Origin of the sequence: Paenibacillus sp. RRE4 (assembly GCF_031844205.1) — a bacterium.
Classification (GTDB): Bacteria; Bacillota; Bacilli; order Paenibacillales; family Paenibacillaceae; genus Paenibacillus; species Paenibacillus xylanexedens_B.
Genome location: NZ_JAUZUT010000009.1, coordinates 77,184 through 90,503, shown reverse-complemented (window position 1 = coordinate 90,503; position 13,320 = coordinate 77,184). Strand labels below are relative to the sequence as shown.

The following is a 13,320-nucleotide window of genomic DNA, read 5'->3' as shown; positions in this document are numbered from 1 at the left end:
AATGGAATAATGGAGAAGTGGAGCATGGAAACTCAAAAAAACCTAATGTTAACGAAGCCTATGAGAGGTTCACAGAGGAACTTTTACATTTTTACGTTAGCCCGTCTGATAGCTGAACTGGGGTCTTCTATTTTTAAGTTCGCCTTAAGTTTATATATTCTTGACATAACAGGGTCAGCAGCAGCTTTTTCTATGATATTAGCGCTTTCTATATTTCCAGGGGTATTTGTGAATATTTTTGGAGGAGTACTGGTAGATAAAAGTAATAAAAAGAAGATCATTGTCTGGAGTGAACTGATCAGCGCTATCGCCTTATTTTCACTATTTTTTCTGTTCCAGAATTATTCTACTAGCCTAATTCTCTTTACTTGCTTTTCCATCGTACTAAGTATTATTAATGCTTTCTTTGCTCTTGCCCTTAATGCTTCAATTCCTAACTTAGCAGCAAAAGAGCACGTAACCAAACTAAATTCCATCTATCAAGGTTTAGGTTCAATTATCAATATTTTAGGGCCTATTCTAGGGGCATTGTTATACAGGAAATTTGGCTTTGGTGATATTTTATTGATTGAAGGCATTTGTTTTATACTCGCGGGTATTGTTGAAATGTTCCTTATTTTCAGAGTTGATGATGAACAACAGGAACATAAAAGTTATATGGAGGGCTTTAAGGATGTATGGAGGTATTTAAAGTCTCAGGAAACTATTATTTATCTGCTAACCATCGTAGTTATTATCAATTTTATGCTTATTCCATTAATGTCAGTCGTACTTCCATTTATCATTTACAAAGGAATTGAGCTGACAGCAACGCATCTTTCCTGGGTTCAGGCGATGTGGTCGGTTGGTTTTATTGGAGGAGCCGTCGTTGTATCTATTCAGGCAGTGGGTAAAAAAGTGATTAATAAACTGTTTATTTTGGTACAGTTACAATCAATCATAATTGTCATGTGGGCTTTCCCTAAGTTATCAAATATTGATGCCAGTAATCACTCATTAATTGTTGCGATATACTGTATTATTTTAGGAATTGGCGGATTTTTTAATGCGATGACTAATATTCCCATGTTAACGTATCTGCAACTCCACATTCCGGAGAAGCTAAGGGCAAGTGTATTTGGTGTAGTAAACACGGCTATCCAAATCGCTGTACCTTTAGGTATTTGGGGTTATGGGCTTGCTTTGGAGAAAGTTAACTGGACGTTTGTGGTCAGTATTTCAGGAGTTCTGCTATTAATTGTTGCGCTGTTAGCACATCGAAACAAGCCGTTAAGAAACTTCTTTCAAAACAAATAATAAAATGGGTCTTGTTACTTCATTTCAGTTTTATTCTTGCACAAGAGCATGAGATAAGGGACTACCTATAATGTAGAAAGAAAGCGACACTTTGGGGCTAGAAAAACAACAGAGCAGCGATTCTTTCATTATAAGAGAGAAGCTGCTCTATGTTTTAGGTAATAAGCTGCTTTGTTTGATCAGGAGTTTGTTTTTATTTTTTAAAATATTTGAGAAAAATTGACAACTAACTGATTGTGTTATATAGTTAGCTACATGAGTAACTAACTAGATAAGTGAAGGGTGATTTAATTGAAGGCTAGCTTTGATGAAGGGCAGCCGATTTTTCAGCAGATTGCTGAAATGATTGAAGATGGTATTCTTAACGGAACATATATAGAGGATGGTCAGATTATGTCAACAACGCAGTTCTCCAATATGTATCATATAAATCCGGCGACTGCTGTCAAAGGAATAAACCTGCTTGTTGATAATGAGATTCTCTACAAGAAAAGGGGGTTAGGGATTTTTGTTACACCGGGTGCCCAGGCAAAAATTTTAAGCCAGAGAAGAAAAACATTTTATCATGATTATGTGATGAAGCTATTAGTAGAGGCGGATAAAATTTGTCTGGAGACTAAAGATATTATTGACATGATTAATAATGGGCTAAAGGAGTAACTTCAATGGCTATAGTATTGGAATCCAAAAAGCTAGTAAAAACTTATGGGGATCTACACGCTATTCGAAATGTTGATCTATTGTTCAAAGACAATACAATTTATGGTTTGCTGGGGCCAAATGGAGCAGGTAAAACTACGCTGATGGATATGCTTAGCGGCGGAATATTTCCAAGTGGCGGTACGATTAAGGTGCAAGACGAGGTTTTAAAACAGGGGAATACCCCTAAAGGTATGTGTTATGTAAGGGAGAAAAATATCCATTTCTCACGTTTAAAAGTAGCTGAAGTGATGAAGGTAGCAGCTTCCTTTTATGAGAATTGGGATTGGGAGTTTACCAAACAATTATTGCAATTATTCGATATGAATCCTAATAAAAAGGTAAGTCAATTGTCGAGAGGCACACAGTCTCTCGTTGGAAATATAATAGGGCTTGCGAGCAGGGCTCCAATAACCCTGTTTGATGAACCCGTGCTAGGTTTGGATGTCATAATGAGAGAGAAATTTTATAATGTGTTGTTAGATGATTATGTGAATCATCCGCGGACAATTATAATATCCACCCATTTATTAGATGAGATATCTAAAATTGTAGAAGAGATTTATATAATCAATAAAGGGAGTATACTTCTGAATGAATCTATGGAAGAGATCAGGAGTAAATCTTATATTGTATCAGGAAAACCTAGTGCACTTAAAGTTTTTTTATCCAATAAGAACATATTAAAAGTAGAGGATTACGGAAACATGGAAGTTGCCACTGTATTTGATGACATAAGTGATGTGGAGAAGAGAGCTTCACAGAAGCTCGACATATCTATTACAGGATTGCCACTTCAAAGGTTGTTTACTGATTTGGTGGGGGGAGCGAGAAATAATGACTAGAATAAGAGGCGTTATGATCGGTGCACACTCTCTTTTGAAGCTGTACTTATTTATCGTTGTTGGGCTGGAAGGACTACATTTTCTGATCAACTCTATCTTAGGCATCAGCGGATTGAATCAGAATCCTGAAGTGTCGGCAGGGAATATCGCTACGTCCTTTCTCCTTTTGATGGCTATCATTTTACCCATATTGTTATTCAAGCGTATTTTGAACTTGGGTGCATCTCGTGGTGAGTATTATATTGGGAGTATCGCTACATATCTTCTGTTCACAGTGATTTTCTCCTTATTCAATATAGTGTGGTATTTACTTGAGATTAATGTGTTTGTTAATTACAAAACCTACTTCAACATTATTGAGATTCTCAACTGGGATCAACATGGGATCTGGGGGATGTTCATATACCAGTTTGGAGCTTATTTACTCGCTATTTCATTGTTCAACTTTGTTGTAATTAGTCTTAAGAGCAAGCTTGGAATTGTTCTCAGCTTGATTATAGCAGGGGGGCTTTCGGCTGTTTTATCGATAAAAGCACTACGGGTCGTTTTTGTAGACGGACTTATGGATATTATTATGAATCCGAACATCGTTGTGGGAACCATGCTAACTTTAGTTGCATCCGTCTTCTTTTTTGCAATTGGATGGTACTTTATCTCAAAAAAAGAAATATAGTTATGGTTTTTCGAAAGTAAACTGGCTGTGGAGAGTGAATTATGAATATTATTGCTAGAAGTATTATCAAAAGCATTGCTGAAAGAAAATTTCGCACCTGCCTAATTATATTTTCAATTTTGATTGCTACTGCGCTATTTTTTTCCTCTATTACAATTTCGAATGCGTTAACCCATGTGTATACACAGAAGCTGGAAAATGCACAGGGGAATGCAGATATTATAATTAAAAGCGGAGAAAATACTGAACCGTTTTTCTCAGCAGATCAGGCTAAGAATTTGAGCAAAAGCACGGCCTATATAATTAGTGAAATACAGAGCCCGGCATTATATATAACTGAGAGTAGTAGCATAAATTGGTTTAACCTACACGGATTGGAGGAGGGCGAACTTGAAAAATTGAATCCAATCACATTCGTAGAAAAACAAAATGCCAAGCTCTTCGAAGGAAATCAGATCATTGTAAGTCAGAGAGTAGCTGATCAATTTAATCTTACCATGGGTGATGCTATTGCATTGGAGATTAACGGCAAGAAGCAATCCTTAAATATATATGGAATTTCGAATCCAATGGGTTATTTTATGGATGAGTCTCAGTTCTATTCTGCAATCGTACCCAAAGGATTGCTTAGTCAAATATACCAGACCAAAGGTTTAGTTAATCAAGTGAATATCAAACTTGCGGACGTTACTGATAAGCCTGCAGCCATTACGGCGCTGTCAGATATATATAAAGACCAGATAGTGAAAGATCCAGTATCTCCAGAAGATATTAAAAGCCAAACGAGCGTTCTAAGTACCGCTCTTATGGTTATGGTTGTTGTAGTTACTTTTATGAGCATATTCATCATTTATACATGCTTTAAGGTGCTGACGATTGAGCGGCTCCCGATTGTAGGAACTTTTAGAAGTATAGGAGCTACAAAGAAGGTCATTCATTTATTACTTATTGCAGAGAGTTTATTTTATGGTTTGATTGGTGCGGTATTGGGTACCACCCTAGGTGTTGTCATCCTTAAATACATCACTTCCATGACGGTTCCGAGTTATATTGAGCAGTCCCCAATAATGTCTCTGTTCTCACCTTTACATATAATTGCTTCCTTACTATTTGCCATTCTATTGTGCCTGGGAAGCTCAATCATGCCTATTTTCAAAACTTCAAAAGTTCCACTTAAAGAAGTGATTTTGAACCTTACAGAGATAAGGGATTTAGGGAAAACAAAGAAATTTATTATAGGTCTTTTCTTTATTGCATTAATTGTGATATTTGCGCCAATGGTTACTGGTCAATTAGCAGTAGTAGTTATAGGTATTAGCGTTATTTTAGCAGGTGTTTCATTAACACTAGTGATTCCTTTCTTGACTGAACTTGTTGCCGCAATTCTTGAGAAACTATATACACTTATCTTCGGTAATATAGGATCGCTTGCGTTGAGGAACATCCGAGGAAATAGCAATATGATGAATACTATATCGTTAATTGCGATTGGTATCACTTCGATTATGTTTGTCAATACAGCAAGTAACAGCGTATTGACAGCAACTACAAATTTATATTCAGAAAGTTCTACCTTTGATATTAAAATGACCGCTTCGGGAGCGGATCAACAGCTTGTAGATAATATTCAGAAAGTCGAAGGAGTAAAGGACGTATATGCGAACTATGAAGCAAAAAATGTAAAAGTGATTGATAAAAAAGGAGATATTCTTGCCATAGACAGTGTGGATACGAAGAGGCATCTTGATTTTTGGAAAGTAGATGTGGCTGGTGATGCTAAGGAGCAATTGAGAAGCCTAGATAACGAGCGTAATATTCTGCTTGCTGTGCAGGTAAAAGAAAGACTTGGTGTTAAAGATGGAGATACAATTACGCTGGCGTTTCCTAAGGGGAATAAAGAATACAAAGTTCAAGGTAGCTTTAACACTCTGATGTATACAGGCAATTATGCATTAATTTCTGAGAAGTATATGAAACAGGATTTGGGCAAGAGCATGTTTTCTAATATGTATATTAAAACAAATCAAAACCCAAGTACGGTTGCAAAAAAATTGGAACGGCAGTTTTTCTCTGACAGACCTCAGATTATAACGGTGAAAGATTGGCAACAGGAAAACGTCAAAAGCAACGAGCAGATATTTAGTATATTAAAAGGTTTTGCATTACTCTCCATGTTGATAGGCATTGTTGGTGTATTTAATAATCTCGTAATCAATCTGATCCAGAGAAGACGAAGTCTAGCTATGCTTCGTTCCATCGGAATGAGCAAAGTTCAGACGGTTAAAATGATATGTATTGAATCAATAACGCTTGGCTTCATTGGTGGTGTGTTTGGATGTTTGGGTGGGTATTTACTTATTTGGCTGCTTCCTTATATTTATAAAGCGGTATACATTCCACCGGTATATATTTTCTATCCGCTTAACCAAGTATGGTTATATTTCCTGGCTTCCATTTGCATCGCGATTGTGGCTTCCATTAGTCCAATGATTAAATCATCTAAGTTAAATATTATTCATGTAATTAAATACGAATAGAATATCAAAAGGAGAGAGTGCAATGAGTATTATTGTTGAAACTACAAATTTGTCTAAAAGCTATCAAATGGGCAATTTTTCGGCAGAAATTTTGAAAAACGTGAACCTCCAAATTAATAAGGGCGAATTTATTAGTATTATGGGCTCATCGGGTTCTGGAAAAAGCACATTATTATATTTAATAGGCGGTTTAGACAAACCGAGTGCAGGTAAGATCCAGATACTCGGTAAAGAAATTTCCGTGATGAAAGACAAGGACGAAAGTATTATGAGAAGGCGTGATATAGGGTTTGTATTCCAATTTTATAATTTAATTCCGAATTTGAGTGTGGAGGAAAATATTATGCTGCCTATGCTTTTGGATGGAAAGCCTAAAAGCAGCTATCGTGATAAATTGCATGATATTATCGATATTGTCGGCTTGTCGGAAAGAAGAAAACATACACCAAGGGAGTTGTCCGGTGGACAGCAGCAAAGAGTGGCCATTGCACGAGCATTAATCAATGAACCTGAACTCATTCTAGCAGACGAGCCAATAGGTAATCTGGATAGCACAACGGGTATGGAAATTATGGAGCTGTTCAGAAAAATCAATAAGGAACATGGCAAAACAATTATACAAGTGACACATTCTCAAGAAGCAACCGCATATGGAAGTCGCATCATTCGCTTGAAAGATGGAGTTCTGCAGAAAGAAGCATAAGCAGATCTAAAGTTACTATTCTTCAGTTCATAAAAGACTGGACATTGCGCAGTTATTATCGTGCCCAATTCCCAGTCTTTTTTCTCTCCACAAAATTCTAAGTACCTTAGTAACGAGAATTTAATCATTTATGTTCTGGAAATAAGCTAAAATGCATCTTTTAGTGATGATTTTACGATAATATCAAAGACCACCTGTGTTTTATCGTCAACCAGAAACGCGATCATACATACATCTTCCATATTTGATATCCGACCATAGATGGAAATTTCCTGATAAGTAGCTCGTTCAGCTTTTTATAGTAATAATCGATGATCCCATTTCCTCTTACTCCTGCTGATCCATATCGGCTTATAACATCGGATATGGTGCTTTCACCCAATACAAATCCAAATTGTGAATCAATGGATTTTTTCGAGTCTCCAAATCTGAGTTCTGAATTATTGCCTCCCTTAATGACCAAATTAAAATCCTCATCAGTGACAGGTTTTGTACTAAAATCAGGAATCACCTCATTAGGTGTGTCCATCAGTTCAGGCAGAAGACTGAGGTTTATTTTGAAATACCGTCACTAATTATTATCTATATAGTAAATTTGACCTACTAAACTGCCGACATAATAGATAGCGGTATCAATTGAAAGTATTAACAACATGAGGAGTGATAGCAAGATGAGAAAAATACTGGAATTATGACCAATGGAAATATGTAGAATCTCACGTGTAATAATTACACTATCATTCATTCAATATGGGGGAAATTCAGATGAGTAAACAAAAGTCGAGTAGTACATGGGGAACTATTTTTATTGTCGTGTTGATTTTCTTGGTCATTCTCATTGTTAGAGGTTGCAATAGTGTTGTTCAACATTTTAGCGAAGGCTCTGTTGAAGAACAAGGTCAAATTGTCCTTAAATTTGAAAAGCAAGTTAATGAAATTGATAAGGGTCTATCGGAATTGGGAAAGGAAGTAGCCGAAGAATTGAAAAATTTTTCGATAGAAGCCATTCCTAATTTGGAGCTGATCGAGGAAGCTGAAAGACAGTATAGAGTGGCGGCAAATCAGATTAAAGATATTGATATTCCAAGAGGGCTAACCACAGAACGAGAAAGTGACTTAAAGGGCATTCAAGAAGATTTTGAGCATTCTTATACCTTCAAATCTAATGCGATGTGGAGACTCAGTAACTTTTACTCCAAGGGTGAACTGGAAGACATCGAAGAAATGAATACGGATACTGCACTTGCTCAAGATAATCTCCTTGATGCAGTGACAGGAATGGTGACATTGAAGAAAGAGTTGGGTGTTTTAGATGTTGATGCAACAACTAAAAAAAAGACGAAGTAAGAAAATTGTGAGATCTGACGTTTACATAATTAACAGAGGGAGTCGTTTGATATGTGATTTTAAACGAACTGGGGACATTCGCTGCTAAATCAACGGGTAAATTAATTGGCGGGTCGGTTAGGGGGGGGGGGGCAAAATGAGGAAAAAATTGAAATTCCCAAAAGAACCTCAAGTGAACTAATAGAGCTATTGAAAAAGATGCAGTGGAAAAACGGTCTCAATTGCTTAAGCAAATCCGTCGCTAAAGGAATGAAATCATGAACACTTTGTATCCTATAAAGGATAAGTTAAAAAAGTAAGTTAAGTAAGATACCCTAGCTTGGATCACGAGCTAAGGTATCTTTTTTGGATATCCTACTTTAATAATCATTACTCAAAGCTCATAACCACTTTTCCGCCCATTTCTCGACAGCGCTTAACGCGCGCCCCAATTCGCTTCCTTTGCGGGACAACATATATTCAGTCCGAACGGGACGTTCAGTAACGACATGCCGCACGACCAGTCCCTCTTCTTCCAATTCTTTCATACGCTCATTCAATACACGTTTGCTCAAATCGGGAATATAAGCATGAATTTCACTGAAGCGTTTGGGTTCTTCCATCAATGCATGGATAATTAGAGCTACCCATTTTCGGCCAATGATCTGATAAGATTGTTCCACTTTTGAGCACATTTGTTTGGCATTCTCATCATCGTTCATAACTGTACTCCTTTGGTTTAGTATCCCTTGTAATATACTTAGTATACTTATTGTAACCTTCTTGTCCACAAGGTATATGTATAAAATGTCACAATCCAATTGCTATTAAACTTACCACATAAAGCGTTAACATTCAACAAAACCCCTGTAAACACTGGAGTTCACAGGTTGGACACGAATGTTGACGAATTGTGACGACAGGTGTAATATGGGTAACGTTAATTCTAAAGGTTACAATTTATAACCTGATCAATTTGATTAAGGTTGTGGAGAGAAGGAATGTTCCCATGGTTGGATTGAGGCAATGGTAATAAACGGAGGCAAGGCGGGCGAGGTGCCCACTTATTCCGTCTTTTGTCATGCTTGGATTTGACCATTTTGCAACATCATATACTATACTGCACAGATCATAGGAGGCACTCCAATGGATGCAATGACATTTGTCCTGTTCGGGGCAACAGGCGATTTAGCCAAACGTAAAATTTACCCTGCATTATACAATCTGTACGTAGATCAGAAAATGCCGAAGGCATTCTCCGTCATCGGTTTGGGCCGTCGTGAACTGTCGGATGCAGACTTTCAGGCGAATGTAGAAAAGTCACTGCAGGAATTCTCCCGTCAAAAGCCGGAGGAGGCATCACAGGTAAGTGATTTCATCGGAGCTTTCCGTTACTGCTCGCTGAACAATAATAAGCTTGAAGATTACACCCGGTTGCTTCAACTGGTGCAAAAGCGTGAACAAGAATTGAATATTCCGGAAAACCGCATGTTCTATATGTCGGTTGCACCTGAATTTTTCGAGCCAATCGCACTGAATATCCAAGAAAGCGGTCTGGGTAACACGAAAGGCTGGAAGAAACTGATTATCGAAAAACCATTTGGACATGATTTGCAATCTGCTCGTGAGCTGAATGAGAAGCTGAGCAATACCTTTGCGGAAGAAGAAATTTATCGGATCGACCACTTCCTAGGAAAACCAATGGTGCAGAACATCGAAACACTGACGTATGCCAACCCGGTGATCCAAGCACTTTGGTCTAACCGTTACATTGCGAACGTACAGATCACAGCCAGTGAAACCGTAGGCGTCGAGGAACGTGCTGCGTATTATGACCAAAGTGGTGCGCTCCGCGACATGTTCCAGAACCATATGCTTCAACTGCTGATGATGATTGCACTGCATCTGCCAAAACGTTGCACACCGCAAGAGATACAGTATAAAAAGAAAAAAATCGCTGAGTCTTTGCGTCCTTTGACCAAAGAAAATGTGACTTCTGAAGTGGTTCGTGCCCAATATGGTGCAGGCGAGCTTCAAGGTTCCGCAGTTGTGGGTTATCTGGACGAGCCTGGTATCCCTGCAAACTCACAGAATGAAACATACGTAGCCGCAAGACTGTGGCTGGATGATCCGTTCTGGGACGAGGTTCCATTTTATATCCGTACAGGTAAACGCATGGCTGAGAAATCAACCCGAATCGTCGTGGAATTCAAGGCCCCGCTCAAAACAGGACATGAGTCTGAAAACACGATGGCTCCAAACCTGTTGACGCTTGAAATTGGTCCTGGCGAAAGTATCTCTCTTCAATTAAATGCGAAGAACCCACTGAAACACGGAGAGGTAGGACCGATGCATATGACCTTTAACTCAGGAGAACGTAACGTTCCTGAAGCGTACGAGAACTTGATCTTTGACGCGATGCGTGGAGACTCGACTTTCTTTGCGCACTGGAACGAAGTTGAACTGGCATGGCAGTGGGTACAACCGATTCAGGAAGCCTTTGCGGCAGGTACTATTCCACTGGATACGTACAGTGCAGGTTCGAATGGACCTGAATCAGCCGATCGCCTGACTGCGGAGAATGGATTCCGTTGGTGGTAAGAGAGGAAACATTCCTCAACTATTTTCTAAATATTTCATTGCTTTAAATTATACCGTTCCAATTTTGCATAAGACCTTCTGACTCATTCAGCCAGAAGGCCGCAAACATTTTATATATAGATGGCAGATGCATCACGGCTTGAGCACACATGACCATTGACCACGTAGTGGAGGGGACGGAATCGATTCTGTAGAAACGAAGTGTTCGCCTTTGTAGTCCAATTTTACCCGTACAGCTAGGAAATTATAAAAATTGGAATACAATAGCGATCGAAAGAACGATCCGTAACCGGAACGGTTGTTGGGGAAAGCGAGCTGTGTTCTGTATCCTGACTCAACACTAAACAATCGCAAAACAGGAGGAATTTATCATGAAACTTGGACTTATCGGACTCGGAAAAATGGGCTTGAACCTGGGCAGAAACCTGATTGATCACAAACACGAAGTGGTTGCCTTTGACCTGAATGCAGAAGCGGTTAATGAAATGAAAGAATACGGCGCTCAAGGCGTGTCCTCATACAAAGAAATGGTTGAATCCCTGGAATCTCCGCGCGTGCTGTGGATTATGGTTCCTCACAACGTTGTAGACGCTGTACTGGCTGAAGTGAGCCCGTTGCTGTCCAAAGGTGATATCATCATCGAAGCAGGGAACTCCCACTACAAAGAGTCCATCCGTCGTTACGAACAGCTGAAACCACAAGGCATTCACTACATGGATGCAGGAACTTCAGGCGGTATGGAAGGTGCGCGTAACGGTGCATGTTACATGATCGGTGGAGATCCGGAAGCTTGGGCGATCGTTGAGCCTGCTTTCAAAGACACTTCCGTAGAAAACGGTTATCTGTATGCGGGTAAAGCAGGTAGCGGTCACTTCCTCAAAATGGTGCACAACGGAATCGAGTACGGTATGATGGCTTCCATCGGTGAAGGCTTCGACGTATTGGAGAAAAGCGGATTTGACTTCGACTTCGAACAAGTTGCGCGTGTATGGAACAACGGTTCCGTGATCCGTTCTTGGCTGATGGAATTGACAGAGCGTGCGTTCTCCAAAGATGCGAACCTGGATGAAATCAAAGGGGTTATGCACTCTTCCGGCGAAGGCCGCTGGACCGTTGAAACGGCATTTGACCTTCAAACGGCTACACCGGTTATCGCCCTGTCCTTGCTGATGCGTTACCGTTCCCTGGAAACCGATACGTTCACGGGTAAAGTCGTTGCAGCATTGCGTAACGAATTCGGCGGACATGCGGTGGAGAAAAACTAATCTGTTCATTGGAACAAACCCAAAGATTCCTTATTTGTAAAAAGTAAACCTTTCGCCTGTGCAGATGGCATATCTGCTACGGGCGGAAGGTTTTTTTGCGCCTGGAGTATCCTGATGTGCACATCCTGCGGATTTGCTGACCAGGCCACTCCAACGCGGATTACATTACAGGGCGCTGTCCTTCTTTTTCGGGACAACATCGCATATGGATAACATATAAGCCTATGGCTCATCCCGCAGGGGAGGGACGCTCCAATGATGCGAAAGAGATGGCGAAGCCGAAGACGGCGGCCGCCGAAACCGCCTAGTGGCAAGCGCAAAATGTGGCTGATTATTTTGCTCGTAGCGATATTTTGTTTGATGCAGGGCTTTGCATACGTGGACAAAAAAATGAAACCGCCCATTATGCACTTGGCCAAGATCAGGGTGAAGCAGATTGCAACTGAAGCGATTAATAAAGCAATTACCGCCCAGGTTGCTGAAGGCAAGACAACGGAAGGTTTGATTGATTGGAAAACCGATACGGCGGGCAAGGTTTCAGGTTTCATGCTGAACTATAACGAACATATGCGCATCACGGCAAGTACGATGAATGTCGTGCAGTCTACCCTTCAGAACGTGCATATGTTGAAGGAAAAAATACCGTTGGGTCAGGCGCTGGGTAGCCCGGTTATGGCTTCGTTTGGCCCAAGCATCCCCGTTCGTATTGAACCTCAGGGGGCGGTGAAGGTTGACCTGAACACCCGTCAGCAGAATGCAGGCATTAACATGATTCTGGTCGAGGTATACATCCACATCATTGCCGAGGTTGCCGTTGTAGTGCCTTTTGACATGGAACCCGAGACCGTAGATACCGAGATCCCGATCTCCTATTTACTCGTTGTGGGTGATGTACCGATGTATTATTACGATAATCAGGGTAGGCCTGTCGGAAGCAACGGTAGTAATGCTCCCGCAATTGCATTGCCTTCAGGGCAAGCAGGTGTATCTAGCGGCGGCAACGGTCACACGGGAAGTGGAAATGGAAATGGAAGTGGAAGTGGAAGTGGGAGTGGTACGAACAGTGGTAACGTTAATGGGAATGGAAACGGCACGCACAATAGTGGAGAGACACCAGGTAATCAGCCACAGATTCCAAGTCCGCAGCAAACGCCGGGAAGCAATACACAGTCAAACGGGCTTGAACTTGAACTGGACCCGCCTGATCTGAACGGCAGTTTCCAGTCCGGGCAAAATGGGCATTAAAGTTTTCATGTGCTATCAAGCTCAACCGTAGAAAGAGAAAGGGGAACCTCTCGTCAATTGCAGAGGTTCCCCCTTTTTTCAGAATCATGTTTAATGACACATAATCCAGCTGTTTTTAACCATTTGGTTG

At 40.2% G+C, this 13,320-nt stretch carries 11 protein-coding genes; 10 read left to right on the top strand and 1 reads right to left on the bottom strand.

Annotation, left to right across the window (positions count from 1 at the left end):
- Positions 1 to 24: 24 nt before the first annotated feature.
- The 7 genes from Q9R46_RS24720 (at position 25) to Q9R46_RS24690 (ending at position 8,100) form a co-directional block, all read left to right on the top strand.
- Entirely contained in the window at positions 25 to 1,296 is a 1,272-nt protein-coding gene (locus Q9R46_RS24720) for an MFS transporter (RefSeq protein ID WP_311282154.1), read from the top strand.
- 291 nt (positions 1,297 to 1,587) lie between these two features.
- Entirely contained in the window at positions 1,588 to 1,956 is a 369-nt protein-coding gene (locus Q9R46_RS24715; protein ID WP_311282153.1) for a GntR family transcriptional regulator, read from the top strand.
- 5 nt (positions 1,957 to 1,961) lie between these two features.
- Positions 1,962 to 2,840 (top strand): ATP-binding cassette domain-containing protein, encoded by an 879-nt coding sequence (locus Q9R46_RS24710; RefSeq protein ID WP_311282152.1) that lies wholly within the window; start codon positions 1,962 to 1,964, stop codon positions 2,838 to 2,840.
- Positions 2,833 to 3,513 (top strand): hypothetical protein, encoded by a 681-nt coding sequence (locus tag Q9R46_RS24705; protein ID WP_311282151.1) that lies wholly within the window; start codon positions 2,833 to 2,835, stop codon positions 3,511 to 3,513. Before Q9R46_RS24710 ends, Q9R46_RS24705 begins: the two co-directional genes overlap by 8 nt.
- Positions 3,514 to 3,554: 41 nt before the next feature.
- Positions 3,555 to 6,050, top strand: coding sequence for an ABC transporter permease (locus tag Q9R46_RS24700; RefSeq protein ID WP_311282150.1), 2,496 nt, complete (start codon positions 3,555 to 3,557; stop codon positions 6,048 to 6,050).
- A gap of 22 nt (positions 6,051 to 6,072) precedes the next feature.
- Positions 6,073 to 6,753 carry an ABC transporter ATP-binding protein gene (locus Q9R46_RS24695; RefSeq protein ID WP_311282149.1) on the top strand — a complete coding sequence of 227 codons (681 nt, stop codon included), beginning with the start codon at positions 6,073 to 6,075 and terminating at the stop codon, positions 6,751 to 6,753.
- 765 nt (positions 6,754 to 7,518) lie between these two features.
- Positions 7,519 to 8,100, top strand: a complete 582-nt coding sequence (locus Q9R46_RS24690; protein WP_311282148.1) for a hypothetical protein — start codon at positions 7,519 to 7,521, stop codon at positions 8,098 to 8,100.
- Between the two features lie 380 nt (positions 8,101 to 8,480).
- Here the strand turns inward: Q9R46_RS24690 and Q9R46_RS24685 are convergent, their stop codons facing one another.
- Entirely contained in the window at positions 8,481 to 8,801 is a 321-nt protein-coding gene (locus Q9R46_RS24685; protein ID WP_311282147.1) for a winged helix-turn-helix transcriptional regulator, read from the bottom strand.
- A 424-nt stretch (positions 8,802 to 9,225) separates the two neighbouring features.
- On the opposite strand from Q9R46_RS24685, the gene zwf reads away from it, so the two are divergent.
- The 3 genes from zwf (at position 9,226) to yunB (ending at position 13,190) form a co-directional block, all read left to right on the top strand.
- Complete coding sequence (gene zwf, locus Q9R46_RS24680) at positions 9,226 to 10,680, top strand: glucose-6-phosphate dehydrogenase (RefSeq protein ID WP_311282146.1); 1,455 nt, start codon at positions 9,226 to 9,228, stop codon at positions 10,678 to 10,680.
- A gap of 371 nt (positions 10,681 to 11,051) precedes the next feature.
- Positions 11,052 to 11,945, top strand: a complete 894-nt coding sequence (gnd, locus tag Q9R46_RS24675) for a phosphogluconate dehydrogenase (NAD(+)-dependent, decarboxylating) (RefSeq protein WP_090919660.1) — start codon at positions 11,052 to 11,054, stop codon at positions 11,943 to 11,945.
- 255 nt (positions 11,946 to 12,200) lie between these two features.
- Positions 12,201 to 13,190: a sporulation protein YunB gene (gene yunB, locus Q9R46_RS24670; RefSeq protein WP_311282145.1), complete on the top strand. Its 990-nt coding sequence runs from the start codon at positions 12,201 to 12,203 to the stop codon at positions 13,188 to 13,190.
- Positions 13,191 to 13,320: the final 130 nt, after the last annotated feature.

What these genes read in the sequence shown, in the direction of transcription:
- zwf (WP_311282146.1), top strand. Translation starts at nt 9,226, where the DNA reads ATGGATGCAATGACATTTGTCCTGTTCGGGGCAACAGGCGATTTAGCC.
- Q9R46_RS24720 (WP_311282154.1), top strand. Translation starts at nt 25, where the DNA reads ATGGAAACTCAAAAAAACCTAATGTTAACGAAGCCTATGAGAGGTTCA.
- gnd (WP_090919660.1), top strand. Translation starts at nt 11,052, where the DNA reads ATGAAACTTGGACTTATCGGACTCGGAAAAATGGGCTTGAACCTGGGC.
- Q9R46_RS24690 (WP_311282148.1), top strand. Translation starts at nt 7,519, where the DNA reads ATGAGTAAACAAAAGTCGAGTAGTACATGGGGAACTATTTTTATTGTC.
- Q9R46_RS24695 (WP_311282149.1), top strand. Translation starts at nt 6,073, where the DNA reads ATGAGTATTATTGTTGAAACTACAAATTTGTCTAAAAGCTATCAAATG.
- Q9R46_RS24705 (WP_311282151.1), top strand. Translation starts at nt 2,833, where the DNA reads ATGACTAGAATAAGAGGCGTTATGATCGGTGCACACTCTCTTTTGAAG.
- Q9R46_RS24700 (WP_311282150.1), top strand. Translation starts at nt 3,555, where the DNA reads ATGAATATTATTGCTAGAAGTATTATCAAAAGCATTGCTGAAAGAAAA.
- Q9R46_RS24685 (WP_311282147.1), bottom strand. Translation starts at nt 8,801, where the DNA reads ATGAACGATGATGAGAATGCCAAACAAATGTGCTCAAAAGTGGAACAA.
- yunB (WP_311282145.1), top strand. Translation starts at nt 12,201, where the DNA reads ATGATGCGAAAGAGATGGCGAAGCCGAAGACGGCGGCCGCCGAAACCG.
- Q9R46_RS24710 (WP_311282152.1), top strand. Translation starts at nt 1,962, where the DNA reads ATGGCTATAGTATTGGAATCCAAAAAGCTAGTAAAAACTTATGGGGAT.